Raw genomic sequence first — 26,221 nt, 5'->3', positions numbered from 1 at the left:
GGGGAGCGAAGGCCATGGCCGACAAGATCTATAATGTGCTGTTCCTGTGTACCGGCAATTCGGCGCGCTCGATTCTCGCCGAGGCGCTGCTGAACCGGGACGGGCAGGGGCGGTTCCGCGCCTTTTCCGCCGGCAGCCAGCCGAAAGGCGAAGTCCATCCGATGGCGCTGGACGTGCTCGCGCATACCGGGTTCAAGACCGACGGGTTCCGCTCGAAAAGCTGGGACGAATTCGCGCAGGCCGATGCGCCGCGGCTCGATTTCGTGTTTACCGTCTGCGACAATGCGGCGGGCGAGGCCTGCCCCGTCTGGCCCGGCCAGCCGATGTCCGCCCATTGGGGAATCGAGGACCCGGCGGCGGTGGAAGGCGAGGGACAGCGCGAAGCCTTCGAGCGCGCGCTCCTGTATCTGCGCAACCGCATCGCGCTGTTCACCGCGCTGCCGATCGATTCGATCGACGCGATGAGCCTCCAGACCAAGCTGGGCGATATCGGCCGCAGCGACGGGGCGACCGGCGGATGACCGAAGCGACGCTGCCGCCGCCGCAATCCGCGGGGCTTGGACTGTTCGAAAAATGGCTGTCGCTCTGGGTCGGCATGTCGATCCTTGCCGGCCTGCTGCTGGGCAACCTGTTTCCCCCGCTGTTCGAGGCGATGGCGGCCGTCGAATATGCCTCGGTGAACCTGATCGTCGCGGTGCTGATCTGGGCGATGATCTATCCGATGATGATCGGCGTCGATTTCGCGAGCCTGCGGCATGTCGGCGACAAGCCCAAGGGGCTGATCATCACGCTTGCCGTGAACTGGCTGATCAAGCCGTTCACCATGGCGGCGCTGGCGGTGCTGTTCTTCAACTGGATCTATGCCGGGATGATCTCTCCCGACGACGCCCGGCAATATATCGCCGGGCTGATCCTGCTCGGCGCGGCGCCCTGCACGGCGATGGTCTTCGTCTGGTCGCAGATGACCCGGGGCGATCCGGCCTATACGCTGGTCCAGGTCTCGGCGAACGACATCGTGATGATCTTCGCCTTCGCGCCGATCGTCGCGCTGCTGCTCGGCGTCACCGATATCGCTATTCCCTGGGAAACCCTGCTGCTCTCGGTCGCCCTTTATGTCGTCGTGCCGCTGGCCGCCGGCGCGATCACGCGGCGCGCGCTGCTGGGCCGGGCCAATGGCGACGAGGCGGCGGTGACGGCGTTTACCGGGCGGCTCAAGCCGCTGTCGGTGATCGGGCTGCTCGCCACCGTTGTCCTGCTGTTCGGCTTCCAGAGCCAGGTGATCACCGGCCAGCCGCTGCTGATCGCGCTGATTGCCGCGCCGATCCTCGTCCAGAGCTATGCGATCTTCTTCCTGGCCTATGGCGCGGCGTGGCTGTGGCGGGTGCCGTACAATGTCGCCGCGCCCTGCGCGCTGATCGGGACGTCCAATTTTTTCGAGCTGGCCGTCGCGGTCGCCATCGGCCTGTTCGGGCTCGGCAGCGGCGCGGCGCTGGCGACCGTTGTCGGCGTGCTGGTGGAGGTGCCGGTGATGCTCTCGCTCGTCGCCTTCGCCAACCGGACGCAGCGAAGCTTCGCGCCATAGCGCCGTTGGCGCTGCCCGCCTGCGAAGGCGACGGGGCCGGGATCTATTCCGCGGGCACCAGCACGCGTTCTTCCTGCCCCGCGACATGGACGCGGAAGACGATGGCGCGCGCGCCCTGCGGCCCGCCGCGCGGGGCGTGGATTGCGCGGGCGGGGATGGCGTAACCGTCACCGGCCGTCATTGCGATATCGGCCTGGCCCTCCTGCACATGGGTCGCCGTGCCCTCGATCAGGTAGAGAAATTCCTCGCCCGGATGATAGTGGCGCGGCACGGTGGCACCCGGCGGGATCACGACGTCGGAGACGATCACCTCCAGCCCCTCGGCAAGGCTGAGCGACGAGCGCAGCACCTCGTTCGATCCGGGCGGCAGCGAGGGAAGCATGGCGAGCGCGATCCCTTCCTCCGCGCTCGGCGCTTCCGCCGGATCGCCGTCGACCCTGTCGCCGGCGGCTTCCATCGCATCGGGCATCGCATCGGGCATCTCATAGGCATCGACATGGCCGTCATGCGCGGCGAGCGGGGCGGCCAGCGCGGCAAGGCTTGCCGCAAGGGTGAGGGCAATCGGTTTCACGGGCATTCTCCTTCGCACAGGTGGACGGTGGCGAGATAGCGCTCGGCCCAGGCGACGTCTTCGGCATCCGGAACGTAGCGGAAGGCGGCCTGGACGATGAAGAGATCTTGGGCGCCGGTGATCGCGCGGAAGAAGGTGATTTCCGGGCTGCCGGTCATCGGGTTGGACGGGCAGTCGGATCGCATCGCGGCGGCGCCCGCGCCGCCGATGTCGAACTGGCGCTGGCCGGTGACGCGGGCGCCTTCGCAGACCTGGGGAAGCTGGCCCTGGAGATGCCCGAGAAAGCCCGGCGCGGTGATCCCCTGTGCCGCGAGCCCCGGCATCCGGTGGACCGTCACCATGCGCGTCCAGTCATGCACCGTCTCACCGGCCGGGACATATTCCTGCATCTGCGAGGAGCCGTCGTCGGCCTCGAAACCGAGCACGAAGCCGGGCAGGGGGCCGCGATCGAGCTGCTGGGCCGGCTGGGCGGAGAGCGCGGCGGGCACGGCCGCCAGCGCGGCGAACAGGATGGTCTTCATGATGCCCCGGCTCCTCTTGCTGTGCCCGTTTCCCTTACCATTCTTTTGCCGGAATGACGAAACGTGTAAGGGCCGCCGATGGTTCAGCTCGCCGGCCTGTTCGCGCTTACCGCGCTGCTCTACGCGATGGTCGGGTTTGGCGGCGGATCGACCTATAACGCGCTGCTGGTGCTGCACGGCACCGACTACCGGATCCTCCCGTCGATCGCGCTCCTCTGCAACATCATCGTCGTCGCGGGCGGCAGCTGGCGCTTCTGGCGGGCGGGCCATGTCAGCGTCGCGCGCATCCTGCCCTGGATCGTGATCTCGGTGCCCGCGGCCTGGCTCGGCGGGCGGATCATGGTGTCGGAAGTCGTGTTCATCGGCGTGCTCGGCGGATCGCTGCTGGTTGCCGGCCTGCAGCTCGCTTTCGAGAGCAAGCGCGCGGTGGAGGCCGATGCGATACGCCCCGTATCCCGCCCGGTCAGCTACGGCGTCGGCGGCGGTATCGGGTTCCTGTCCGGTCTGGTCGGCATCGGCGGCGGAATATTCCTCGCGCCGGTGCTCTACCTGCTGCGCTGGGGCAGCCCGCGCGAAATCGCCGGGACGGCGAGCGTCTTCATCCTCGTCAATTCACTCGCCGGGCTCGCCGGGCAGATGATGAAGCTCGAAAGCAGTTTCGGCGTCGCCAGCGCGTGCGAAATGCTGCAGGCCTATTGGCCGGTTTTCCCGGCGGTGCTGATCGCCGGGCAGATCGGATCGCGGCTCGGCTCGGCACGGATCCCGCCGCTCGCCGTCAAGCGGCTGACGGCGGCGCTGATCCTTTACGTCGCCCTGCGCCTGATCTGGCGCTGGTTCGGCCTGATCGCCTGATCGCCTGATCGCCCCGGAACCGCGCGGAAAAACCCCGCGCAAAAAGAAGACGCCGGCGCGCCCTCACTCGTGCGGGAGGGGGGAGGCCGACGTCTTCCCCGCTTTCCGGGTTGCCTGGAAAGCGGGTGGGTGAAGGTTTCCGGCACCGGAAAAAGGGGGGAGGTATTTCCCGGCGCCGGGGTTCGATAAGCTCGATTCGTTGACGATCACCATGGGCCTGTCGCGCGGCGGGATCGATATGTCCTTTGGGGCAGGTGTTGCGGCTAGAGCCCGGCCTCGACCGCAATACGGACGAGATCGGCCGCCGATTGCGCGCCGAGCCGCTTCTTCAGTTGCGCGCGGTGCATCTTCACGGTGCGCTCGGCGATGCCGAGCTCGCCGGCGATCTGCTTGTTGCGCAGGCCCTTGGCGACGCGTTTCAGCACCTGCACCTGGCGGCCGGGCAGCGTATCGATCGCGGCCAGCGCGGTATTCCGGCGATCCCGGGCCGATGCGGCGGCGGCGTCCGGCGGCACTTCGCGCTGCGAACCGATATAGAAGGCGATCCGCTGCGCGCTATCGAATACCGGCGCCACGAGCACGGCATTGCGGAACGGCGTGCCATCCCGCTTGTAGTTCAGGATTTCGATCAGGGCGGGGACCTGCCGCTCGATCGCGTCGCGCATCTTTGCGCGGTCGGCCGGGTCGGTGTCCGGCCCCGCGAGAAAGCGGCAATTGCGGCCCAGAATCTCGTCCCGCGCATAGCCGGTCAGCGTGCCGAAGGCGTCGTTCATCTCGATCACGGGATTGTCGGGCTGGTGCGGATCGGTGAGGATCGTCGCGGTGGGGCTATGGGCGATGGACGAGGAAAGTTCGCGCCGGATGCTGCGATGTTCGTCGGTATCGGAAAAACCCGGATCGGCCGGCCAATGCTCCATTGCCTTGTCCACGACCGCCGTAGCGCCCGTGCTCCCCTGTACGCACGCAATAGGGAAAGGATAGCGCGCCGCGCGGCCCTGCGGAAGTGCGGGAGGGCAAGAGATAGGTCCGGTTCGGAACGGGGCGGATCGCCGCGGCGCAGCGGGGGGAATTGGGGAATTGTCTCAAACCCATTTTGTATGTAATGCTGCATAAATAGCAAAACAGCCAGCGACTCTTGGGAGGGAGCCTGATGAATACACCCGTGATCCACCCGAACTGGGATCTGCCGCCCGAGGTCATCACCGACGGTTTTTCCATCGAGATGACGGCCAAGGACATCGAGGCGCTGGAAGAAGCCGCGCCGCTGATGGCGCCGGAAACGCCGGTGGCCGTTACCTTCCTTCCCGGCGAGAATCTGGAAATGCGGATCGAGGCCGCCAAGGCCGTACGCCGGCTGGGCTTCGAACCGATGCCGCATTTTTCCGCCCGCCGCTTCCTCAGCCAGCATGAGTTCGAGGAAATGGCCCGCCGCGTGGTTGCCGAAGCCGATGTGAAGCGCGTCTTCGTGATCGCCGGCGATCCCCCCGAAGCCGAAGGCCCGTTCGCGGATACGAGCGCGATCCTCGCGACCGGCCTGCTGGAGCAGGTCGGCATCCAGGCGGTCGGCATTGGCGGCCATCCCGATGGCCACCCCAACATGACCGACGAGGAATGCTGGGCCGTGCTGAAATCCAAATGCGCCGATATCGAAAGCCGCGGCATGGCATCGCTGATCGTCACCCAGTTCGGTTTCGATCCCGATCGCTTCCTCGACTGGCTGAAGGAACTGCGCGAGCGCGGCATCGAAACGCCGGTCCGCATCGGCGTGCCCGGCCCGGCGGGTCTCAAGAAGCTGCTGCGTTTCGCCGCGCGCTGCGGGGTCGGCGCTTCGGCGTCGGTGATGAAGAAATATGGCGTGATGTCGCTGACCAACCTGCTCGGCACGGCCGGGCCGGACAAGATGGTCGACGCCTTCGCCGCGGGGCTCGGCCCCGAACATGGCAAGGTGCGCCTGCATTTCTATCCGTTCGGCGGGATGAAGGCGACGATGGAATGGATCGACGCCTATGCCGCGCGCCAGAAGGAAGTGGCGGCCTGAAAAACCGGCCTGCGGATTGCCGAGAGTGAAACGCGCCCCGATCGTGGTTTGACGGTGGCTGCCTTGTGCGCTTGAAAGGCGGCAAAGGAGAGTAACCATGGCCACGACCGCACCCGCAAAGCCCCATAACGCGCCGCCTTCGACCAAGGCCGAGATCGTCGATGTCCGCTATCCGCACAAGGAACTGGTGGAGCGGCTGAGCCCCGGCGGCCGCTATATCGACGCGCAGACGGACGTGGACAGCCCCTGGGTGCCGTTCGGCGATACCGCCGCGATCAAGCATCTCGCCTTCGACGTGCGCCGCAACCTGTTTTCCAACATCCTCTGGGTGAAGGGCCCCGGCGTCGTCGGCACGCATCTCCATCGCGGCACGATCACCATGGTCTGCCTCGAAGGCAGCGTGAAATATCTGGAATATGACTGGGTCGCGAGCCCCGGCGGGCTGATCCTCGAAGTGCCCGGCGAAGCGCACACGCTGGTCACCGACCATCCCGACGGCGTGAAGCTGTTCGGCTGGATGGAAGGCCCGATCGAATTCTACGACGATAACGGCGACTTCAGCTTCACCGCCGATGTCTGGTGGTTCATCGAGCATTATGAAAATTACTGCAAGGAACAGGGCATCCCGATCAACGAGAAGCTCTACCTATAGCAAGGCTCAACGGGGCCGCTCGCGCGGTGCCTAGCGCGGTGCAAGCCCGATCTATTCGGTTGCGATGGCGGTCGCAGGCGCGATGTCCAGCACGTTCAGCGCGTCGAGGCCGCCAAGGATGGCGTCCACGGCGATCGTGGCCAGAATGATTCCCATGACGCGGCTGATCACGCTGGCGCCGCTGTTGCCGATCGTTCGGTGAATAACGCTCGCCGATAGAAGAAGCACCAATGTGATCGCGAGGACCAGAACCAGGAGCCCGGCCGTGACCGCCTGTTCATAGACGGATTCTGTATGGTTGTCGGTCAGTACCACAATCGCGAGCATGGCGCCGGGCGACGCGATGGAGGGCATGGCAAGCGGGAAGACCGCGCCCGCGAGATGATCCCGCTCCGCTTCTTCGATCTCCCGGCTCGGTTTGGATTCGCCAAAAATCATCGTCAGCGCGAACAGGAACAGGATCATTCCACCGGCGATCTGAAAAGACCCCAGGCGAAGGCCCAGCACTTCCAGGAGCGCCTGACCGCCGACGAGGAACGCCAGCAATATGATCGTTGCGATAAAGATCGAACGGATGGCGATGCGCCGATGCAGTTTTTCGGGAACGCCCTGGACCGCGAAGAGATAGACCGGGATCGTTCCCACCGGATCGATAACGACCAGCAACGTCACGAAATCGCGGACGATAGTGGTCAGATCCAGCACTGTATCGCTCCTGTTGCGAAGCGCTGTGGATGGCGCTTCACATTCTGTTTGGTGTTGTCCGAATAGCCGCTTTTTCGGCGGCGATCGCTATTTCGGAACGGAACTACGAAATTCGTTTGCCGCTCTATCGCTCGATACAAAGTGTTTCGCCGGGGGCAAGCCTGTGGCTTGGCGATAATCCCTTGAGATAAAGCAGCGTTTCGGCCTCTTCTTGCGTCATCCCCATGGCGGCCGAATATGCCATGAGTTCATGTATCGTGTAACTCTGGGGCCGTTCATCCCCGATTTCGGGGCCGGTCAGGAAAATGCCGGCGCAATCCGCCTCGTCGACCGGCTCGCCATCGCTGGCCGCGCAACCGCTGAGCGTCAGCCCGAAAGCCATGCTGAACCACATATTCCGCATCACCGCGTTCCAGGGTTTCGCGCTTTGGCGGGACATGCCCATGCGCTGATTATCGTGGTGGAGAATGGAGTGGAGCGCACGCCTTTCCCCTAGAGCAAATGGACGGATTTGTCAGCCCTTGCCTAGTTTATCCCGGGTGCGGGGAGGCAGAAATCCCGCTAAACGGTTCCCGCCCGCCACATCGGCCAGGCTTCGGCCAGCACCCGCACCGCAGAGCGCAGGAACACCGCTGCGATCAGCAGGCCGATGACGATATCGGGCCAGGGCGAAGCGGTGGCGAGGACGGCGGCGGCGGCGATCAGCACGCCGGTGTTCGCGATCAGGTCGTTGCGCGAACATTCGAACGAGCTCGACATGTTCACGTCCTGCGTCCGGTAACGCCAGAGCAGCGCGAAACAGCCAAGGTTCACGGCCAGCGCGAGGCTGCCGAAGATAAACATCAGCGTCGAGGACGGGGGCACGCCGACCATGGCCTTGGAAATCGCCTCGACGACGATCACCGCGCCGAAGACCAGGATGAAGACGCCCTTGGCCATCGCCGCGCCGGCCTTCCACCGGCTGCTGCGGGTCAGCGCGTAGAGGCTCAGCACGTAGACGAAGGCGTCGCCGAGCATGTCCACCGAATCCGCCATCAGCGCCGTCGATCCGGCGATCAGCCCGGCCGTGAACTCGACGAAGAACATCGCCGAGTTGAGCAGGAGTACGACGATCAGCACGCGCCGTTGCCCGGCCTGGCGGGCCATTTCCTCGATCTCGCACCCCTTGGCGGAACAGCAATCGGTCATGCGCGAAGGATATGGAAGCCGGGGCCGGTTCACAAGCGGCGAAAAAGCGGCATTTCTCGCCGTCGGCGCCAGCGCGCGTAAATATCGATAACATTAATAAAATCATGTTAGGGACGAAGTCGGGCAAATAGGCGGCGCGTTTCTGAGGGAACGATGCCGGAGCATGATAGTTTAAGTGCTCCAGGTGTGTTGCATGGCTAAAATATTGGTAGCTGACGACGATGATTTGTTGGGCGAGCTGGTCCGGTTCAAGCTGGATCAGGGCGGCCATCAGGTCGAAACGGCCGAAGACGGCGAAACCGCGCTGAAAAAGGCGCGGGAAGGCGGATTCGACCTTGTCGTCCTCGATGCGATGATGCCGGTGATGTCTGGCTTTGCCGTTCTGGAAGCGTTGCGCGCGGAGGCCGCGACAAGCGCCCTGCCGATCGTGATGCTGACGTCGCGGCGGGCGCAGGAAGACGTCGTGAATGCGCTCAAGGCAGGTGCCAACGATTATGTTACCAAGCCCTTCATTCCCGACGAGCTTGTCGCGCGCGTCGATGCGATCCTCCAGAAAACCGGCCGGAAAGAAACCGCGACCCCGGATTCCTGACGCCCTTCTGGCGCTGGGCCTTTGCTGTTTGCCGGCGCCGGCCTTGGCGCAGGACACCGCGGATCCGCTGGCGGCGGGCCTTGCCGCGCGCGAAGCCGGCGATCATGCCGCCGCGTCCGCGCATTTCGCCCGGGCGCTTGCCGCCGATCCCGACAACGCCAACCTGCTTCGCCTGCTCGGCACCAGCTACGCCTTCCAGGGGCGTCATGCCGAGGCGGTGACCATGCTGGAACGGGCGCGCGCGCTGGCTCCCGACGATCTCGATATCCGGGCGGCGCTGGCGCGGGCCTATCTCTGGTCGGGCCGCGAAGGGCAGGCGGCGGACGAATTGAACGCCATAGAGGCCCGCGATCCGGACAATGCCGATCTCGCCCTCATCCGGGCGCAGCTGCGGCGGCCCGCGCCGGACGGCACGCCGCGCGGCGGGGGCGGAGGCGTCTATGCGAACCAGACGGTCGCCTGGATCGATCTCGCGAGCGGGAAGCGCACCTGGTATGAAACCACGCTCGGCGCCTATGTCCGCGCCAGCGACCGGCTGTCGCTGGGCGGCGAGGTGGAACGGGCCGACCGGGTGTTCGCCACCGACGTAACCGGCCGCGTTCGCGCCGATATGGCGCTCGGCGATGCCACGCGCGGCTATGTCTCGATATCGGCCACGCCGAACGCCGATTTCCGCGAGCAATGGGGCGTCCGCGCGGGCGTGGAGCAGGATGTGGGCGCGGCGATCACGCTGCTCGCCGATTTTCGCTATGCCCAGTACGCGTCCGGCGACGTGATCGTCGCCGAACCCGGCGTCCGGCTGTTCTTCGGACGCAACCGGGCGAGCCTGACCGGGAAAATGATCAACCTGCGCGATATCGAGGGAGATCATCGCATCGGCTGGTCGGGCCGGCTGGATGTGCCGCTGCCCGAAGGGATTCTGGCCTTTGCCGGCGCCGCCACCTATCCCGATACCGAGGCCGGCATTACCCGGCGGGTGCGCGCGGTGTACGCGGGAGCGGCGATCCCGGTTGCGGACCGCATCACGCTAAGGCTGACTGGGGACTATGAGGAACGCGAGAGCAGCTATGAACGCGCCGCTGTGTCGATCGGCCTGGCCCTGCGGTTCTGATGACCTTTAGTCCCTCTCCGGACGGGATGGCCGAATCCGCGATCGCGATTTCGGTGGTCGGCTTCTCGATCATGACGATCCTGCTGCTGCTGCTCGTGCTCCGGCGCTACTGGATAGAGCAGAGGCAAAATGAACGCCGCGACAGCCTGAGGATGATTACCGCCCAGCTCATGGTCTGGCTGTCCGGCGACGATGTCGGCGCGAAACTCGCCGATGCCCCGCGGCAGGACAAGCTCGACGCGCTCGTCCATCTCTACCAGCTGGTGCGCGGCAGCGACCGGCAGAAGCTCGGCCAGTTCGCGATCGACAACCGGTTGCTGCAGCCGATCATCGCCCGGGCGCGGCGCGGGTCGGTCAACAGCCGCATCGATGCGGTGCGGATCCTGGAATGGGTCGGCCAGGACGAATCGATAAAGGCGCTCAAACAGGTGCTGCTGCGCGACGCCAATCCGCGTATCCGGCTCGAAGCGGCGGCGGCCCTCGCGCAGCTGGACGCGCTTCCCTATCCCAAGATACTCGTGACGGCGCTCGATCTGGAAACCACCAAGCCCACCCGGCTCCACCGCGCGCTGTTTCGCGCCGCGGCCCCGAAATACGGGCCCGAACTGGTCGCTATGCTGCGCCGGAAGATACCGGACGAGCTGCGCGCGGCGCTTGTCGATGCGCTCGGCTGGACCGGCGATTATTCCTCGCTCGAACATCTGGCGGCCGCCTCCCATCACGCAAACCCGCTGGTGCGGCGCGCCGCCCTGCGCGCGGCAAGCCAGGTCAACCACCCGGCGGCGGCGCCGTGGATCTTCGCGCTTCTCGACGACCAGGACGAAACCGTGCGGGAGCTGGCGGCGCAGACATGCGCGCATCTCGGGCTCCGCAAGGCGATGCCGAAACTGCGCGAGATGGAGCGGGACGCGTCTCCCTGGGTGCGGCTGCGCGTCGAACAGGCGCTGGGCGCGATGGCGGAACCGGCATGAACGCCCCGGCGGCCGACGACTGGCTGGTGACGACCGCGCTGTGGCTGGCGGCGATCGCTTTCGCGATCGTGTCGCTGCGCAATATCGTCGCCGTGATCCAGCTGATCGTCGCCGTGCGGGCTTTCCGGCGGCGCGTGAAGCCCGCGCGCCGGCCGCTGCAGCTGTGGAGCCGCTATGCCGATCTCAGCATGGCCGTGTCGGTGATCGCGCCGTGCTTCAACGAGGAGCTGTTCATCGTCGACAGCGTCAAGGCGTTGCTCGGCCTGCAATATCCCAATCACGAGGTGATCGTCGTCAACGACGAATCCACGGACAATACGCTGGGCGTGCTGATCGCGGAATTCGGGCTGAAGCCGATCCAGAGGGAAAAGCTGGCCGATCTGACGCCGTCCGAGATTTTCGGGATCTACGGCTCGACGAAATTCCCGAACCTGATCGTCGTCGACAAGGCCAATGGCCGCAAGGCGGACGCCGTCAATGGCGGGCTGCAATATGCAACGACGCCGCTGATCTGCGTGATCGACGCCGATTCGATCATAGAGCCCGACGGGCTGCTGCGCTCGACCGAACCCTTCATGGCGGACGACGGCTCGCTGGTCGCCGTCGGCGGCGCCATCCGGGTGATCAACGATTCCCCGGTGCGGGGCGGCTATGTCGAAACCGTCAGGCTCCCCAAGGGCTGGCTGCCGCGTTTCCAGCTGCTCGAATATCTGCGCGCCTTTCTAACGGCGCGCGTGGCGATGGCCGAACTCAACATGCTCGTGCTGATTTCGGGGGCCTTCGGGATATTCCGCCGCTCGACGCTGGTCGAGATCGGCGGGTATCGGCACGATTCGCTGGCCGAGGATTTCGAAGTCGTGACGCGGCTGCACCGCCATATGCGGGAGCAGAACAGGCCGTACCGGGTGGAATTCATCCCCGAAGTGGTGTGCTGGACCGAAGTGCCCTTCGATTATGCCGGTATCCGCAACCAGCGGACCCGCTGGCAGCAGGGGGGGATGGAAACGCTGCGCAGCCACCGCAAGATGCTGTTCAACCCGCGCTATGGCAGGGTCGGCATGGTCGCGCTGCCGCTCGTGATCCTGGAGGATATCGTCGGCCCGCCGTCGGAGCTGATGGGCTATCTGCTGATCCCGCTCCTGTTCTTCACCGGCTTGCTGTCGGGAACCTCGGCGATCGCCTTTTTTTCGATCACCTTGCTGTTCGGCACCGCGCTCAGCCTCGGTACCCTGGCGCTGGAGGAAACGCAGCTGCGGCGGACGCCGAGCGCGCGCGACCTGCTGATCATCGGCTGCGCGGCGGCGCTGGAGAATTTCGGCTATCGCCAGTTTCTCCTCTATTTCCGCATTCGCGGCATCTGGAAGTTTTTCCGCAAGGAACGGGGCTGGGCGGCGGTGCCGCGGGCGGGCTTCACCCGCGATTGAGCGCGGGCCCGGACGGGGCCCGGATGGGCGAGGGGCCAGGCTCAGGCCGGCCGGCGCATCCGCGTCATCGCTTCCCTGAGGTCGCCGGTATCGCCGGCGGCTTCGAACTGCTCGATCACCTGTTCCAGTTCGGATGCGCGTGTGCCCAGCGTCGTATCGCCGAACATCGCGGCCGATCCCGACAATTTGTGCATCAGCCGTTTCAGCTCTGCGATATCGTCGGGCTTCGGATGGGGCAGGGCGGCGTAGCAGCGTTCCAGCTGGGCGAGCGTCTTGCGCTTGAACGTCTCGTAGCGCGGACGCAGCGCTTCCACGGTGCTGTCGGAACCCTCCGGCACATCGGCCTGGCGGCGTTTGGGCAGCCAGTGGTCGAGCACGCGCGCCAGTTCGGTCATGTTGACGGGCTTGCCGATATGCGCCTGCATGCCGGCCGCGAGGCATTCGTCGATATCGCTCTGGAAGGCGTTGGCCGTCAACGCGATGATCGGCAATGTTTCGCCCGGCAGCCCGGCCGCGCGGATACGCCGCGTCGCCTCGATCCCGTCCATGTTGGGCATCTGGATATCCATGAGCACAAGGTCGTAGAGCCGGCCTTCGCGCTGGGCGCGCTCGATGCTGTCGATCGCTTCGACCCCATCGGTTGCGACCTCGAAGCGGAATCCGGCCTTTTCGATAAGCGCGGTCACCAGCAGGCGGTTGATGTCATGGTCTTCGACGAGAAGGATGCAGCGATCGTCGTGATTCTCCGCGTGCTGGTTCCGCCGGTCTTCCGCGTCCTCCTCGCGGGCCTCCGGGGTATCGGCGGCAACCAGCGGAAAGCGCAGGATGAAGGTCGAGCCCTGGCCCACCTTGCTCCGTAGCGACAGCGACCCGTTCATCAGCCCGGCAAGCCGGCGGCTGATCGAAAGGCCAAGCCCGGTTCCGCCATATTGCCGAACCGTCGATCCGTCGGCCTGCACGAATTCGTCGAAGATCGCGGCCTGGCGATCGGGGGAAATGCCGATGCCGGTATCGGTGACGGCGATTTCGAGAAACGGTTCGCCCTGTTCGGCGACGCGCTGGGCCCTGATCCGGACCGACCCGCCATTGGTGAACTTGATGGCGTTGCCGACCAGGTTGGAAAGGATCTGGCGGATGCGCAATTTGTCGCCGAGGATATGTTCCGGCAGGCCGTCTTCGATCTCGGATTCCAGCACGAGCCCCTTGTTCGTCGCCGCGGCGATCATCAGGCGCAGGGTGCCGTTGATGGTGTGGCGCAGGTCGATCGGCTGCGAAGCGATCGTCATCTGGCCGGCTTCGATCTTGGACAGGTCCAGAATGTCGTTGATCAGCGCGACCATGGACCGGCCCGATTCCGCGATCAGCTCGGCATGTTGCCGCTGCTCGGCGTCGAGATCGCTCTCCAGCAGCAGATCGGCAAAGCCCATCACGCCGTTCATCGGGGTGCGGATCTCGTGGCTCATATTCGCCAGGAAGCTCGATTTGGCGAGCGCGGCGGCTTCGGCCGCATCGCGCGCGGCGCGCAGCTTTTCTTCCATGATCTTGTGTTCGGTGATGTCGCGCACCGAAGCGATGACTTCCTGCGGCGCGCCGTCGTCCGGGTCGCGGACGAGCCGGGCGTTGGATTCGTGCCAGCGCCAGCCCTTCTGCTTATGCTCGGTGCGATAGCGCAGCACGGCGCGGTCTTCCTGGCCGGCGAACAGTTCCTCATAGGTCCTGACGATTTCGGCGGCATCCTCCTCGTCGATCGGGATTTCCACCGGCCTGCCGACCACCTCTTCGGGCCGGTAGCCGGTGAGTTCGAAAAAGGCCGGGGAGGCATAGCGGCAGATATTGTCCGGCCCGGTCGTGATGATCGCGTCGGTGATATTCTCCGCGAGGAACTTGAAGCGGCTGCGCTCCCGTTCCAGCGCCTGGCGCGCCTCGACGACTTCGGAAATATCGAGCACGACGCCGATATGGCCCTGCACGCTCCCGTCCTCGGCATGTTCGGCGGTCGCAATGCCCATGACCCAGCTCACCGAACCGTCGGGCTGCCGGAACCGGTATTCGGCCTGGAACGGCGTGCCGGTCGCGATGGCTTCCGCCCATGTCGCCCTGACATTATCGGCGTCGTCGGGATGGAGCGCCTGGGCCCAGCCCGGACCCATCGTGTCCTCGCGGCTCAGCCCGGCAATTTTCAGCCAGGCATCGTTTACATAGGTGCAGTTGCCGACCGCATCGGTGCGGTAGATCCCCGCGGGAGACAGGTTGGCGAGGGTCTGGAAGCGCTTTTCGCTCTGCCGAAGTTCTTCGACCATCCGCCGCTGGTCGGTGACGTCGACGATCGCGCCGACGAAACCGGCGATCTTGCCCGCGCGGTCGAAAACCGCGGTGTTGACGGTGCGCAGCCACAGGTCGGTCCCGCCGGGCGTCTTGAAGTGATGTTCGCGTTCCTTGCGATCGCCGGGCTTTTCGAAGCCCTGCCAGGCGGGGTCGGCGTCGAGGTCGTCGGTGTTCACGACCTTGGATCGCCAGGCATCGCCGAGCGCCGCTTCCGAGGAGAGGCCGATCTTTTCGGTCCAGCCCGGGCTGACATAGGTAAGCTCGCCATCGACGTTGGCCTGGAAGATTCCGATCGGCGCGGTTTCCGCGAGCATCCGGAAACGCTCTTCGCTCTCGCGCAGCGCCTGCTGCGCCTGACGGGCTTCGGTGACGTCCCGGATATTGCCGCTGGCGCCCAGAAATTCGCCATTCTCGCCGCGCAGCGCGCGCACGCTGACATCGATATGCAGGATTTCTCCGTCGGCGCGGATAAAGCGTTGCTGCAGCACCAGTTCGTCTACCTCACCGCTGATGAGCGGCGGATATTGCGTTTGGGCTTTTTCGAAATCCTCGGGAACGAGAAGCTTGGTCGTATGCGTGCCGAGGCTTTCCTCGATGCTGTAGCCGGTCAGCTCTTCCCAGGCAGGGTTCAGGAAGGTCCATCGGCCATCGGCATCGGACCGGAAGACGACTTCGCGCATATTGTCGAGGATGGACTCGGCAAAATCGCGGCTATGCTCGAGCTGCTCCTGTAGGCGATTGCGCGCCTTGAGCATCGAAGCGATCGGCAGCGATCCGGCATAGGTGAAGAGCAGGAAGATCTGCAGGACCTCCACCTTGGTGTGCAGGCTGCCCTGGACGAGGTGGATGGGCCCGCTGTCGAGCGAGGTCGCGACCGTTGCCACGGCGGCGACGATGACCGTGGAGATCGCCGCGCCGGTCACGCCAAGCCGGATGGCGGCGAGCAGCACGAACAGCGAGGCCATGAACAGGAAGGGATAGCTCGTCTGGAAGAACACCAGCGCGGTCGCGATCGTGCCCAGACCGATCACCGCGACCCATTCCAGCGCGGCGGCGCGCGTCCATGTCCGGGGTTTGCGCAGTTCCTGGCCGAGAACGACGAGCAGCGGCGCGGCGATCAGCATGCCCAGGCCGTCGGCAACCACCCAGGTGAGCCAGGTGCTCGCCAGCGGAACGGCAGCGGTGATCGACAATATGGCGACCGCCAATGTGGCGGAAACGGCCGGCGCGCCGATGCCGCCGATGAGCGAGAACCAGCCGAGCGTCTTGAAATGGGTAAGGTCCGGCTGGCTGCCGACGATTCGGCGGAGGCCGAAATAGACGATCAGCACCTCGGCGCTGTTGCACAGCGCGAGCCCGACAGCCGTGACGACGGTATCGCCGATGCCGATACCGACGGCGATATTGGCCAGGTTGCAGGCTGCGACGAAGCGCAGGGCGTTGGCGCGTTTTTTCCGGAGAATAACGGCCACGAGCAAGGCATTGGGAAGCCAAAGCGCGGCGATGCGCCCGGCATCGCGCGTCAGGGTGATGCCCATCCACGCCAGACAGGCGAAAACAGCCGCGACCAGCACAAGCCGGACGGCCAATCCCAAACGCCCCCCCGGAACGAACCCCGAGAAAAGTGTCAACGCATCACTCCCGTGTTTCCGGAGAAACGGTTTTGGCAAATTGTGGCTTAGATATGATTAATGCGCGCGAGAGAATTCACGCGCGGCCGGCGCGATCGGGCCTGGTTGTCGGGGGAAGGATGGTGGACGCACACGGGCTCGAACCGTGGACCCGCTGATTAAGAGTCAGCTGCTCTACCAACTGAGCTATGCGTCCATTCCATTCTTGGCGTTCCTGACGGGGCTTTGCCGTCGGGAAGGCGGCGCGGTTAGCATGGGTGCAGGCACACCGCAAGCGCCAAGCGCGCCTCAGCCTTCCTCGTCGCCATAGGGCAGGGGAGCGGCCGGCGGGGGGCAGCCGCGCGCCGATCCGATACCCTTGAGATAGGCCCGCCGGGCCACCCCGCGGCTGTGGAATTCGAGCAGGCGGCGCTCGCGGTCCCGGGCGCCGGAAATCTCGCGCACGATGCCGCGAAAGGGCAGCACGAGCCCGCCGACGATCGACGAGGCGCCGCGCTCCACCCGCTCCAGCGTATCGGGGTCGGTTTCCTGCGCGATATCGATATCGGGGCCCAGGGCTTCGTCCAGGCCCGCAATCTCGCGGGTGAGGCCGTCGCAGCTGCCATCTTCAATCGGCTGATAGGGCGAACTGATCTGCGCCAATATCTCGGGCACGCTCTCGCCGCGCAGGTTGAGGTCGCTGAGCGGCGTCAGTGCGACATCGCGGGCGGAACGGCCGACATCCTCGGCGCTTTGCGCATGGGCGGGCGCGAGCGGCAGGAGCAGTGGCAGGGCAAGGGCGGCGATCCGGCGCGGTTTCATGGCCGCGATACTAGGCGCTTTCGCGCCGTTTGTCAGGCCTAGCGCCGCCGCCGGTTCTCGCGATCGATCGACATCAGCACGCCGATGCAGAACAGCACCGTCATCATCGCCGATCCGCCATAGGAAACCAGCGGCAGCGGGATGCCGACGACGGGGGCCAGCCCCATCACCATCATCAGGTTGATCGCGACATAGAAGAAGATCGTCACCGAAAGCCCGGCGGCGGTGAGCTTGCTGAAGGTCGATTGCGATCGCTGGCCGACGCGAATGCCCCAGCGGATCATCAGCGCGAACGCGCCGATCAATAGCAGGCCGCCCAGCAGCCCGAATTCCTCGGCCATCGTCGCGAAGACGAAATCGGTATGGCCTTCGGGCAGATAGGCGAGGTGGCTCTGGGTGCCGTTCAGATAGCCCTTGCCGAACAGACCGCCCGATCCGATCGCGATCTTGGACTGGGTGATGTGATAGCCGGTGCCCAGCGGATCGTTTTCCGGGCTGAGAAAGGTGAGGACGCGATTGCGCTGATATTCCTCGAGCAGGAAGGTGAAGGCGATCGGCACGAGCGCCGCCACCGCCAGGGTGCCGCCGATGAACAGGCGCAGCGGCAAGCCGGCGAGGAACATCACCGCGATGCCGCCGACCGCGAGCGCAACCGTCGTTCCGAGATCGGGCTGGATGACGACGAGCGCGGCCGGCATGCCGATGAGCAGGGCGGCGGGCCAGATCGCATTGAAACCGCGCAGCTCGCCGGCCGGAAGCCGGTCGTAAAAGGCGGCGAGCGCAAGGATCAGCACGGGCTTCATGATTTCGGAGGGCTGTAAGGTCATGAAGCCGAGATTGAGCCAGCGCTGGCTGCCGCCGCCGACCTGGCCGATAATCTCGACGCCGAGCAGGCCGAGCAGGGTGATCGCGTAGACGGGATAGGCGAGCATTTTCCAATGCTCCTCGCGGAAATGCGAGATGAAGATCGCCATGCCCAGAAACACGAAGAAGCGTACGGCCTGGGTCGCCGCCCAGGGCGTCAGCGATCCGCCGGCCGCCGAATAGAGGATGGCGAGCCCGAATATTCCGATCGCGAGGACGAGCGAGATCAGCCGCCAGGGCAGTTGCGCGATGCGTTCGGGAACGACGGAATCGTAGAGGGCGCTCATGCCGGGGGCGATCCTTCGCCGTCGGGATCGGGTGGCAGGTCCACCTCGGGCAGGTTGGGCAGCGGATCGAGACCGTTCACGGCGCGATATTCGGCTTCCTGCACGGCCATGCGTTCGCGGATATTGCCGCCCCATCCGGCTTCGTAGCGGTCGAGCCGTTCTTCCGCCTGTTCGCGGTCGAACAGGTAAAGCAGCGAATCCGCGGCGACCGGCGATGCCGCCCGGCCCCCGGACATGCCATGTTCGACGACGACGGCGCAGGCGTACATCGGCTCCTCGACCGGCGCGAAGCAGACGAACAGGCCGTGATCGCGATAGCGCCAGGGCACGCCCATGCCGCCGCGCCCGCGCGAGGAGATGTTGACGACCTGCGCGGTGCCCGTCTTGCCCCCGAGCCGCACGTCGTCGAGCGGCAGGCGGGCGCGCCCGGCGGTGCCGTTGCCGTTGACGACCTCGTCCATGCCCGAGCGGATCATCGCCAGATGTTCCTGCTCGACGCCTTCGAGCAGCGGCGGCGGGCGGCGGGTGCCCTGGGTCAGCTTGGGGACGACATGGCGGCCCGAGGCGATCCGCGCCGACATCACCGCAAGCTGGATCGGCGTAAGCTGGAGATAGCCCTGGCCGATCGAGGTGTTGAGCGTGTCGGAATCGGTCCATTCGCGGTTGTAGCGCCCCATCAGCCATTCGGCGTCGGGCACGGTGCCGTAATTCTGGTTGGGCACGGGAATCGGGAATTCGTCGCCGAGCCCCATGGTCCGCGCCGCCCAGGCGATGCGCGAGATGCCGTAGCGGCGGCCCATCGTGTAGAAATAGGTGTTGCAGCTCTTGGCGATGGCGCGGTGGAGGTTGACCCCGCCATGGACGCCGAGACAGCCGAAGCGGCGGTTGCCGAGCGTATAGCCGCCGTTGCAATAGACGACCTCTTCGGGATCGACCCCGCCGGCGAGCGCGGCCATTGCCGTCATCGGCTTGAAGGTGGATCCGGGCGGATACATGCCGAGCAGGGATTTGTTGCGCAGCGGCACGCGTTCGTCCGCGGTCAGCATGTCATATTCGGGATGGCTGATGCCGTCCGAAAAGCTGTTGGGATCGAAGCTCGGCATCGATGTCATCGCCAGCACGTCGCCGGTGCGGCAATCGAGGATGACGGCGGAGCCGGACTCGTTTCCAAGCCGCCGGGCCGCGAATTCCTGCAGGCCCGCATCGACGGTCAGGTGGACGGTTTCCCCGGGTTCGTCAGGCCGGGTGTCGAGTTCGCGGACCAGTTCGCCGCGCGCCGTCACCTCGGCGCGCCGGGCGCCGGGTTCGCCGCGCAATTCCTGTTCGAAGGTCTTTTCGAGCCCGTCCTTGCCGACCTTGAAGCCGGGGAAGAGCAACAGGGGGTTGTTGCCCTCGGCTTCATAATCCTCGCGGCTCGGCGCGCCGACATAGCCGACCAGATGGCCGACCGCGCCGGCCGCCGGATAGTAGCGCGAAAAGCCCTGCAGCGGAGAAACGCCGGGTAGATCGGGCAGCCGGACATTGACCGCCGCATATTGCTCCCATTCGAGGCCCGCCGCGACCTGCACCGGTTGATAGCCCGAGGCGGCATCGAGTTCGGTGCGAATGCGGCTGACTTCGTCTTCGGGCAGCGTGAGCAGGTCCGCCAGCGTCGCGATGACGGCGTCGGCGTCCTGCACCCGGTCCGGGATCAGGTCGACGCGGAAGTCGGAGCGGTTCATCGCGATCGGCTGGCCGTTGCGATCGACGAGCCAGCCGCGCCGCGGCGGTATGAGGCTCAGCTGCACACGATTGGATTCCGAGAGCATCTGCCAGCGATCATTCTCGGCGATCGCGATCCACGCCATGCGCGCGCCCAGCAGCCCGGCCACGCCGAGCTGCGCGCCGTTCACCAGCACCGAGCGCCGCGAGAACATCTCCTTGCGCACCGTGTCGTTCATCGACGGGCCCGATATGCGCCGGCGCGGCTTCTTCACAATGTCAGCCTGCGCCGATCGAGGCGCGCGCACAGCCGCAGCACGATCGGAAAGAGCAGGATCGTTGCGACGATCTGCGGCAGCAGCGGCAGGAGGCCCCAGCCGCCATAGGCAAAGGAATTCAGCGCCATGGCAGCGATGATATAGAAAATCAGCGCGGCTGTCGCGACCACCCAGTCGATCCAGTAATCGCGCCACATCGCGCGATTCTCGGCGAGATCGAGCGCGATCAGGATAACCGTCCACAGCAGCATGCCGCTGCCGATCAGGTTGCCCGAGAGCAGGTCGTCGAACAGGCCGAAGGGCAGGCCAGCCCAGATCGGCCAGATTTCGGGACGCAGGAAACGCCAGCCGAGAAAGATCATCAGCGCCATCGGGGGCAGGATCGGTGCCTGCGTGACCAGCGGCACGAGGTTGAGCAGCGAGCCGAAAAGCACGCTCGCCGCCGGGATCAGCGCGAGCTGCGCCCGGACGAGCGCAAGATTTTCGTCGGCGGCGACGATGCGGCTCATGGTGTCTCCGGGCTGTCCGATCCGGACTCTCGCGGGTTCGCGGCACCGTCCGGGTTGGTCGTGCTTTCGTTCTCGGGGGGCTCGTAGACGGGCTGGACGATTGCGAAATCGAGCGAGCCGGGATTGGCGAAGGGCGCAGCGAGCGCGCTGTCTCCGAACACGTCGAGGATCACCGCGACCGGGATGTTCGGCGGATAGATGCCGCCGGTGCCGCTGGTGATCAGGATGTCGCCCTCCCGGAAGGGGCGCCGTCCGGCTTCCAGCGAATGGACTTCGACCCGCCCGTCGCCGCGGCCCGAGGTGAAGGCCGGGGTGCCATCGCGGGCGAGCTTCACCGGTACGATGTTCGAACGATCGGTCAGCAGCAGCACGCGCGACGCGCTGTTTCCGCTATCGATGATCCGGCCGACAAGGCCGTCGGCGGCGCGCACCGGCTGGCCCGGCAGCACGCCGCGGTCCCTGCCGGCGAACAGCGTCGCGGTGCGCCGCGCGCTGGTGAGCGAGCTGTTGACGAGCCGCGCGGTTGCGATCGGTTCGGACTGGCCTTCGAGCAGACCGACCAGCGCGCGCAACCGGCTGTTTTCCAGTTCGGTCGCCCGGGCCTGGATCAGCCGCCGCCGCGCGACGCGCAGTTCGGCGCGCAGTTCGGCATTCTGCTGTCCCGCATTCCACCAGTTGGCGACATAATTGTCGATCCGTCCGCCGGACTGGACGGCGCTGCGGCCGCTCGCCGAGACCGGGGCGGTGACGTCCGCGGTCGCTCCGCGAATGCTGGCGAAGCCCTGCGGATCGAAGATCGCGATAAGCACGAGCCCGAGACCGATCAGCGCGCCGGTGATGGCGACGACATATCCTACGAACAGGCCGAAGCGCGCGCGGCGGGAGAAACCGGGGCGCTTCGATCCGCTTGCTGCCATTGAAATCCGCTCCCGGCGCTAGCCCGTGGTCAGGACGCCGCGGAAGATTTCCTCTTCCAGCGCGCGGCCCGTGCCCAGTGCGACACAGGTAAGCGGATCTTCGGCGATAGTCACGGGAAGCCCGGTTTCGCGCCGCAGGACCTCGTCGATCCCTTCGAGCAGTGCGCCGCCGCCGGTAAGCACGATGCCCTGGTCGACGATATCGGCGGCCAGTTCGGGGGCGGTATTTTCCAGCGCGATGCGCACGCCCTCGACGATCGTGCCGACGGGTTCGCTGAGCGCCTCGGCGAGCTGGCCCTGGTTGATCGCGATTTCCTTGGGCACGCCGTTGACGAGGTCGCGGCCCTTGATGTGGATCGTCTGGCCCTTGCCGTCCGCCGGCATCAGCGCGACGCCGACTTCCTTCTTGATCCGCTCGGCCGTGGCTTCGCCGATCAGCAGGTTGTGGTTGCGGCGGACATAGGAGGAGATCGCCTCGTCCATCTTGTCGCCGCCGGTGCGGACCGAGGTGGTATAGGCAAGGCCGCGCAGCGAGAGCACGGCGACTTCGGTCGTGCCGCCGCCGATATCGACGACCATCGATCCGATGGCTTCGGTCACGGGCATGTCGGCGCCGATCGCGGCAGCCATCGGCTCCTCGATCAGCCACACCTGGCTGGCGCCGGCATTGGAGGCGGCGTCGCGGATCGCGCGCCGTTCGACCTTGGTGGAGCCCGACGGCACGCAGATCACGATTTCGGGCCAGCGCGGAAAGCGCCGGGGCCCGTGAACCTTCTGGATGAAATGCTTGATCATCTGCTCGGCCACGTCGATGTCCGCAATCACGCCGTCGCGCAGCGGCCGGATCGCCTGGATGGCGTCGGGGGTCTTGCCCATCATCAGCTTGGCGTCGTCGCCGACCGCGCGGACGCGCTGGATGCCGTTTTCGGTCTCGATCGCGACCACCGAAGGCTCGTTGAGGACGACACCGCGTCCGCGAACATAAACCACAGTATTAGCCGTGCCGAGGTCGATAGCCATGTCGTGCGACATGAGCTTGAATAGATTCTTGAACCACATGATGCGAACAGTCTCGTCTAAACAGTTTGAGTCTTGCGGGAATCAGCCCTTTTTGGCCTTGGCATTCCCATAACGATTATCGGCACGTTTGCGAGTATTAATTATGAATATTGGGGGATTGAACGCGCGGAGAGGACGCTTCGCCGAACCTCGAGGACGCGATCGAAAGCGGCCCGGTACTCAAATGACCGAAATAGAGTCCCCTTTCCATCGGCTTGCCAACGCGGCGAGCTATCGAGCGAGGGTGCCATGTTCGCGCCGCGAGCGTCAATCCATCCACGATAACGCCCCGGGGAATGCTCGCGACCATGCGCCGGGTGCGCTAATCATCGGCCCATGCCGATCCGCCGCCTGCCAGACCATCTGATCAACCGCATCGCGGCCGGCGAAGTGGTCGAGCGGCCGGCCTCCGCGCTCAAAGAATTGATCGAGAATGCGGTGGATTCCGGGGCGTCCCGGATCGTCGTCAAGCTCGTTTCCGGCGGCATCGACCGGATCGAGGTGGTCGATGACGGCTGCGGAATGAAACCCGAGGAAATGGCGCTCGCGCTCGAACGCCACGCCACGTCCAAGCTTGTCGGCGACGATATCGAAGGCGTCGAAACGCTCGGGTTCCGGGGAGAAGCGCTGCCCTCGATCGCCAGCGTCGCGCGGATGACCGTCGAAAGCCGGGTGCGCGGCGCCGACGGATCGGAAGGCGGCTGGCAGCGGGTCGTCGACAATGGCGCGGTCGAACATGAAGGGCCGGCCGCGCTCCCGCCCGGCACCCGCGTTGTCGTTGAACATCTCTTCGAGCGGGTGCCCGCGCGCAGGAAATTCCTGCGCACGCCGCGCTCCGAATATGCCGCCGCCGCCGATACGGTGCGGCGGCTCGCCATGGCCCGGCCCGATATCGGCTTCACCCTGGAACATGACGGCCGCACCAATATTTCCGTCCAGCCGGGCGAGGGGCAGGCGGCGCGGGTTGCCGCGCTCACCGATCGCGGGCTCATCGAAAACAGCGTGGTCGTGGACTATGATCGCGGCGATATCCGGCTCGAAGGCGTCGCCAGCCTGCCGACCTTCAACCGCGGCGTCGCCGATCACCAATATCTGTTCGTCAACGGCCGGCCGGTGAAAGACAGGTTGCTGATCGGCGCGGTGCGCGGCGCGTATCAGGATCTTCTGGCGCGCGACCGGCACCCGGTGCTCGCGCTGTTCCTCACCGTCCCGCATGGCGAGGTCGATATCAACGTCCATCCGGCCAAGACCGAGGTGCGCTTCCGCGAACCCGGTGCGATCCGCGGGCTGATCGTCGGCGGCCTGCGCCACGCATTGGACGAGGCCGGATTTCGCAGCGTCCAGCGGGCGAGCGCGGCGGCGCTCGGCAACTGGCAGGCGGAACCGGTCGGGGGCGGCTCGCCCACAGCCTATCCCCAGGCTTTTCAACAGCGCCCGGCCTTCTTCACGCCGCCGCCGCTTTCCTCCGGCTCCGGCGAATCCGGCGCGGAACCGCGGGTTTGGGAGCAGTCTCCCGACTATCGCCCCGCGCCCGAAGGCCGCGCCGAGGCCGCCGAACAACCCGTGCCCCGTGCCGTGGATCACCCGCTCGGCGTTGCGCGCGGGCAGGTATCGGAAACCTATATCGTCGCCGAAGCCGAGGACGGGTTGGTGATCGTCGATCAGCATGCCGCGCATGAGCGGCTGGTGCTCGAGCGGATGAACCGGGCGATGGCGCAGGGCGGGGTGGCGAGCCAGGGCCTGCTCGTCCCCGAAGTCGTCGAACTCGACGAAAGCGCCTGCGACAATCTGGAAAGCCGCATTTCCGAACTCGCCGAAATGGGCCTGGAGCTCGAACGTTTCGGCCCCAAGGCGATCCTCGTGCGCGCGACCCCGGCGATGCTGGGCGCGGGCGACGTGACCGGCCTCGTCACCGACCTTGCCGACGAAATCGCCGCTTATGATCAGGCGCTGAGCCTGAAGGAACGGCTCGACCATGTCGCCGCGACCATGGCCTGTCATGGCTCCGTGCGGGCGGGAAGGGTGCTCTCGGTCGCCGAAATGAACGCGCTGCTCCGCGAAATGGAGGTCACCCCGCATTCGGGCCAATGCAATCACGGCCGCCCGACCTGGGTGAAGCTCGGCCATGGCGATATCGAGAAGCTGTTCGGACGGAAGTGAAGCGATGACCCGCTATACCGGCTCCTGCCATTGCGGCGCGGTGCGGTTCGAGATCGAGGCCGATCCGGTCGAGACGACGAGCTGCGATTGTTCGATCTGCGCGAAGAAGAATGCGCGGATGATCCAGGTGCATGAGAGCGGGTTCACGCTGGTCGCAGGCGAGGAATTCCTATCCACCTATCAGTGGAACATGAGGATCGCGCGCCACCATTTCTGCGCGCGCTGCGGCATCTACACCTTTCACCGCAAGCGGATGGCGCCGGACAGCTATGGCATCAACATCTACTGCCTCGACGGCTTCGACGAGCGCGCGCTGCCGCACCGGCGCACCGAAGGCGCGGCGCTGAGCGTGGCGGAGGAGTGAGCGCTTTCGTCGTCGCGGTGAGCCGCAAGGCGGAACATGGCATCGCCAAGCCCAATGTCGACACGATCCGGCTGATCGCGGGCGAGGGCGTCGAGGGCGATGCGCATTCCGGGGCGAAGGTGAAACATCGCTCGCGCGTCGCGCAGAATCCGGGCCAGCCCAATCTCCGCCAGCTTCACCTGATCCATGCCGAATTGTTCGACGAACTGGCGAGGCAGGGGTTCGCCGTCGCGCCCGGGGATATGGGCGAAAATGTCACGACGCGGGGAATCGACCTGCTGGCGCTGCCCGAACGGTCCGAGCTTCGACTGGGCGATACGGCGCGGGTGCGGATCACGGGGCTGCGCAATCCCTGTATGCAGCTCAACGGCCACGCGCCCGGGCTGATGGACGCGGTGCTCGATCGGGACGATGCGGGCGATCTCGTTCGCAAGGCAGGCGTGATGGCGATTGTCCTCGCGGGCGGCGAGGTGAAGGCCGGGGATCCGGTGACCGTGCATATTCCCGATGAGGCGACCAATGCGTTGAAACCGGTTTGACTGGCTTTGCGCCCCCGTTTCACGCGATTCCACAAGTCGTCCTGCCATCGCCTCGGCGCATCCCGGTTTGAAGGCGTTTCCGGAACTATCGCCTCCGTTCTTGGTCGGTAGGGCGAACCAGCCTTCTGGTTTCCTGACATTTCAAACGGAGAATGACCGATGTCCATGATCAAAACCGCCGCCGGCCTTGCCGCGGCCAGCCTGTTTTCGATGACCGCCGCCTCGGCGCAGACCGCCGAGCCCGCTGCGCCCGCCGCGGCGGCTGAAGCGGCGGCCGACGCTACCGTCACGCCGCCGACGGCCGAAGAAATCTCGCAGTTCGCCGAAGCCTATATCGCCATCGGCAACATCCAGACGGCCGCCCAGGAAGCGACCCAGCAGGCGACGCCCGAAGACCGTTCGGCGGTCGCCCAGCAGATGCAGCAGCAAATGGCCGCCGCGGTGGCTGCGGCCGGGCTCACGCCGGCGCGGTTCAACGCCATTGCCGAAGCCTCCCAGTCGGACCCCGAACTGACCGCGCAGATCCAGCAGGAACTGCAGGCCAGCCAGGGCGGCTAATCGATCCGGAAATGCGGCGGC

General features: G+C 65.8%; 26 protein-coding genes and 1 tRNA gene. 13 read left to right on the top strand and 14 right to left on the bottom strand.

Annotation, left to right across the window (positions count from 1 at the left end; genetic code table 11):
• Window positions 1-14: 14 nt before the first annotated feature.
• Both H6P80_RS11010 and arsB read left to right on the top strand, forming a co-directional pair.
• Window positions 15-521, top strand: a complete 507-nt coding sequence (locus H6P80_RS11010) for an arsenate reductase ArsC (RefSeq protein WP_185801425.1) — start codon at window positions 15-17, stop codon at window positions 519-521.
• Window positions 518-1,582, top strand: coding sequence for an ACR3 family arsenite efflux transporter (gene arsB, locus H6P80_RS11005; RefSeq protein WP_185801424.1), 1,065 nt, complete (start codon window positions 518-520; stop codon window positions 1,580-1,582). The genes H6P80_RS11010 and arsB overlap by 4 nt, the downstream gene beginning before the upstream one ends.
• A 43-nt stretch (window positions 1,583-1,625) precedes the next feature.
• Here arsB and H6P80_RS16705 read toward each other — a convergent pair whose 3' ends face one another.
• Window positions 1,626-2,153, bottom strand: a complete 528-nt coding sequence (locus H6P80_RS16705; protein WP_221892989.1) for a cupin domain-containing protein — start codon at window positions 2,151-2,153, stop codon at window positions 1,626-1,628.
• A complete protein-coding gene (locus H6P80_RS10995) occupies window positions 2,150-2,674 on the bottom strand; it encodes a hypothetical protein (RefSeq protein WP_185801423.1) in 525 nt (174 codons plus the stop codon). The genes H6P80_RS16705 and H6P80_RS10995 overlap by 4 nt, the downstream gene beginning before the upstream one ends.
• 78 nt (window positions 2,675-2,752) lie before the next feature.
• On the opposite strand from H6P80_RS10995, the gene H6P80_RS10990 reads away from it, so the two are divergent.
• Window positions 2,753-3,526, top strand: coding sequence for a sulfite exporter TauE/SafE family protein (locus H6P80_RS10990; protein ID WP_185801422.1), 774 nt, complete (start codon window positions 2,753-2,755; stop codon window positions 3,524-3,526).
• Between the two features lie 263 nt (window positions 3,527-3,789).
• Here H6P80_RS10990 and H6P80_RS10985 read toward each other — a convergent pair whose 3' ends face one another.
• Window positions 3,790-4,443, bottom strand: a complete 654-nt coding sequence (locus H6P80_RS10985; protein WP_185801421.1) for a LuxR C-terminal-related transcriptional regulator — start codon at window positions 4,441-4,443, stop codon at window positions 3,790-3,792.
• A 233-nt stretch (window positions 4,444-4,676) separates the two neighbouring features.
• On the opposite strand from H6P80_RS10985, the gene H6P80_RS10980 reads away from it, so the two are divergent.
• Window positions 4,677-5,564 carry a methylenetetrahydrofolate reductase gene (locus H6P80_RS10980; protein WP_185801420.1) on the top strand — a complete coding sequence of 296 codons (888 nt, stop codon included), beginning with the start codon at window positions 4,677-4,679 and terminating at the stop codon, window positions 5,562-5,564.
• A gap of 97 nt (window positions 5,565-5,661) precedes the next feature.
• Window positions 5,662-6,216 carry a 2,4'-dihydroxyacetophenone dioxygenase family protein gene (locus H6P80_RS10975; RefSeq protein ID WP_185801419.1) on the top strand — a complete coding sequence of 185 codons (555 nt, stop codon included), beginning with the start codon at window positions 5,662-5,664 and terminating at the stop codon, window positions 6,214-6,216.
• A 51-nt stretch (window positions 6,217-6,267) separates the two neighbouring features.
• Here the strand turns inward: H6P80_RS10975 and H6P80_RS10970 are convergent, their stop codons facing one another.
• From H6P80_RS10970 to H6P80_RS10960, 3 genes are all read right to left on the bottom strand, one after another.
• Window positions 6,268-6,921, bottom strand: a complete 654-nt coding sequence (locus H6P80_RS10970; RefSeq protein WP_185801418.1) for a MarC family protein — start codon at window positions 6,919-6,921, stop codon at window positions 6,268-6,270.
• 124 nt (window positions 6,922-7,045) lie between these two features.
• Complete coding sequence (locus tag H6P80_RS10965) at window positions 7,046-7,360, bottom strand: hypothetical protein (protein ID WP_185801417.1); 315 nt, start codon at window positions 7,358-7,360, stop codon at window positions 7,046-7,048.
• A 122-nt stretch (window positions 7,361-7,482) separates the two neighbouring features.
• Window positions 7,483-8,109 carry a cation diffusion facilitator family transporter gene (locus H6P80_RS10960; RefSeq protein ID WP_185801416.1) on the bottom strand — a complete coding sequence of 209 codons (627 nt, stop codon included), beginning with the start codon at window positions 8,107-8,109 and terminating at the stop codon, window positions 7,483-7,485.
• A 193-nt stretch (window positions 8,110-8,302) separates the two neighbouring features.
• Here H6P80_RS10960 and H6P80_RS10955 point away from each other — a divergent pair, with 193 nt between their 5' ends.
• Genes H6P80_RS10955 through H6P80_RS10940 form a run of 4 tightly spaced genes read left to right on the top strand, consistent with a single transcriptional unit; the run spans window position 8,303 to window position 12,207 of the window.
• Complete coding sequence (locus H6P80_RS10955) at window positions 8,303-8,701, top strand: response regulator transcription factor (RefSeq protein ID WP_185801415.1); 399 nt, start codon at window positions 8,303-8,305, stop codon at window positions 8,699-8,701.
• Between the two features lie 43 nt (window positions 8,702-8,744).
• Window positions 8,745-9,812 carry a YaiO family outer membrane beta-barrel protein gene (locus H6P80_RS10950; protein WP_185801414.1) on the top strand — a complete coding sequence of 356 codons (1,068 nt, stop codon included), beginning with the start codon at window positions 8,745-8,747 and terminating at the stop codon, window positions 9,810-9,812.
• Window positions 9,812-10,783 (top strand): HEAT repeat domain-containing protein, encoded by a 972-nt coding sequence (locus tag H6P80_RS10945; protein WP_185801413.1) that lies wholly within the window; start codon window positions 9,812-9,814, stop codon window positions 10,781-10,783. Before H6P80_RS10950 ends, H6P80_RS10945 begins: the two co-directional genes overlap by 1 nt.
• Entirely contained in the window at window positions 10,780-12,207 is a 1,428-nt protein-coding gene (locus H6P80_RS10940) for a glycosyltransferase family 2 protein (protein ID WP_185801412.1), read from the top strand. The genes H6P80_RS10945 and H6P80_RS10940 overlap by 4 nt, the downstream gene beginning before the upstream one ends.
• Before the next feature lie 41 nt (window positions 12,208-12,248).
• On the opposite strand, the gene H6P80_RS10935 is transcribed toward H6P80_RS10940, so the two are convergent.
• The 8 genes from H6P80_RS10935 to H6P80_RS10900 all read right to left on the bottom strand — a co-directional run bounded on the left by H6P80_RS10935 (window position 12,249) and on the right by H6P80_RS10900 (window position 22,579).
• Window positions 12,249-16,121 carry a PAS domain S-box protein gene (locus H6P80_RS10935; RefSeq protein WP_185801411.1) on the bottom strand — a complete coding sequence of 1,291 codons (3,873 nt, stop codon included), beginning with the start codon at window positions 16,119-16,121 and terminating at the stop codon, window positions 12,249-12,251.
• 162 nt (window positions 16,122-16,283) lie between these two features.
• A tRNA-Lys gene (locus H6P80_RS10930) sits at window positions 16,284-16,359 on the bottom strand.
• 92 nt (window positions 16,360-16,451) lie between these two features.
• Complete coding sequence (locus tag H6P80_RS10925; protein WP_185801410.1) at window positions 16,452-16,964, bottom strand: hypothetical protein; 513 nt, start codon at window positions 16,962-16,964, stop codon at window positions 16,452-16,454.
• 38 nt (window positions 16,965-17,002) lie between these two features.
• Window positions 17,003-18,115, bottom strand: coding sequence for a rod shape-determining protein RodA (gene rodA, locus H6P80_RS10920; protein ID WP_185801409.1), 1,113 nt, complete (start codon window positions 18,113-18,115; stop codon window positions 17,003-17,005).
• Window positions 18,112-20,091 carry a penicillin-binding protein 2 gene (gene mrdA, locus H6P80_RS10915; protein WP_185801408.1) on the bottom strand — a complete coding sequence of 660 codons (1,980 nt, stop codon included), beginning with the start codon at window positions 20,089-20,091 and terminating at the stop codon, window positions 18,112-18,114. Before mrdA ends, rodA begins: the two co-directional genes overlap by 4 nt.
• A complete protein-coding gene (locus H6P80_RS10910) occupies window positions 20,088-20,603 on the bottom strand; it encodes a rod shape-determining protein MreD (RefSeq protein ID WP_185801407.1) in 516 nt (171 codons plus the stop codon). The genes mrdA and H6P80_RS10910 overlap by 4 nt, the downstream gene beginning before the upstream one ends.
• Window positions 20,600-21,520: a rod shape-determining protein MreC gene (mreC, locus tag H6P80_RS10905; protein ID WP_185801406.1), complete on the bottom strand. Its 921-nt coding sequence runs from the start codon at window positions 21,518-21,520 to the stop codon at window positions 20,600-20,602. Before mreC ends, H6P80_RS10910 begins: the two co-directional genes overlap by 4 nt.
• Window positions 21,521-21,538: 18 nt before the next feature.
• Window positions 21,539-22,579, bottom strand: a complete 1,041-nt coding sequence (locus H6P80_RS10900) for a rod shape-determining protein (protein ID WP_185801405.1) — start codon at window positions 22,577-22,579, stop codon at window positions 21,539-21,541.
• A gap of 336 nt (window positions 22,580-22,915) precedes the next feature.
• Between H6P80_RS10900 and mutL the strand changes: the two genes are divergently transcribed.
• The 4 genes from mutL (at window position 22,916) to H6P80_RS10880 (ending at window position 26,200) form a co-directional block, all read left to right on the top strand.
• The gene (mutL, locus tag H6P80_RS10895) at window positions 22,916-24,739 is read left to right on the top strand and encodes a DNA mismatch repair endonuclease MutL (RefSeq protein ID WP_185801404.1); all 1,824 of its coding nucleotides are present in this window, start codon (window positions 22,916-22,918) and stop codon (window positions 24,737-24,739) included.
• 4 nt (window positions 24,740-24,743) lie between these two features.
• Complete coding sequence (locus H6P80_RS10890; protein WP_185801403.1) at window positions 24,744-25,103, top strand: GFA family protein; 360 nt, start codon at window positions 24,744-24,746, stop codon at window positions 25,101-25,103.
• Window positions 25,100-25,642, top strand: coding sequence for an MOSC domain-containing protein (locus H6P80_RS10885; RefSeq protein WP_185801402.1), 543 nt, complete (start codon window positions 25,100-25,102; stop codon window positions 25,640-25,642). Before H6P80_RS10890 ends, H6P80_RS10885 begins: the two co-directional genes overlap by 4 nt.
• A 159-nt stretch (window positions 25,643-25,801) precedes the next feature.
• Complete coding sequence (locus H6P80_RS10880; RefSeq protein ID WP_185801401.1) at window positions 25,802-26,200, top strand: DUF4168 domain-containing protein; 399 nt, start codon at window positions 25,802-25,804, stop codon at window positions 26,198-26,200.
• The last annotated feature ends 21 nt before the right edge of the window (window positions 26,201-26,221 follow it).

The organism is Parasphingopyxis marina, assembly GCF_014237875.1.
Lineage (GTDB): Bacteria > Pseudomonadota > Alphaproteobacteria > Sphingomonadales > Sphingomonadaceae > Parasphingopyxis > Parasphingopyxis marina.
The sequence above is the reverse complement of the archived record's forward strand: the minus strand, read 5'-3'. Positions and strand labels throughout refer to the sequence as shown.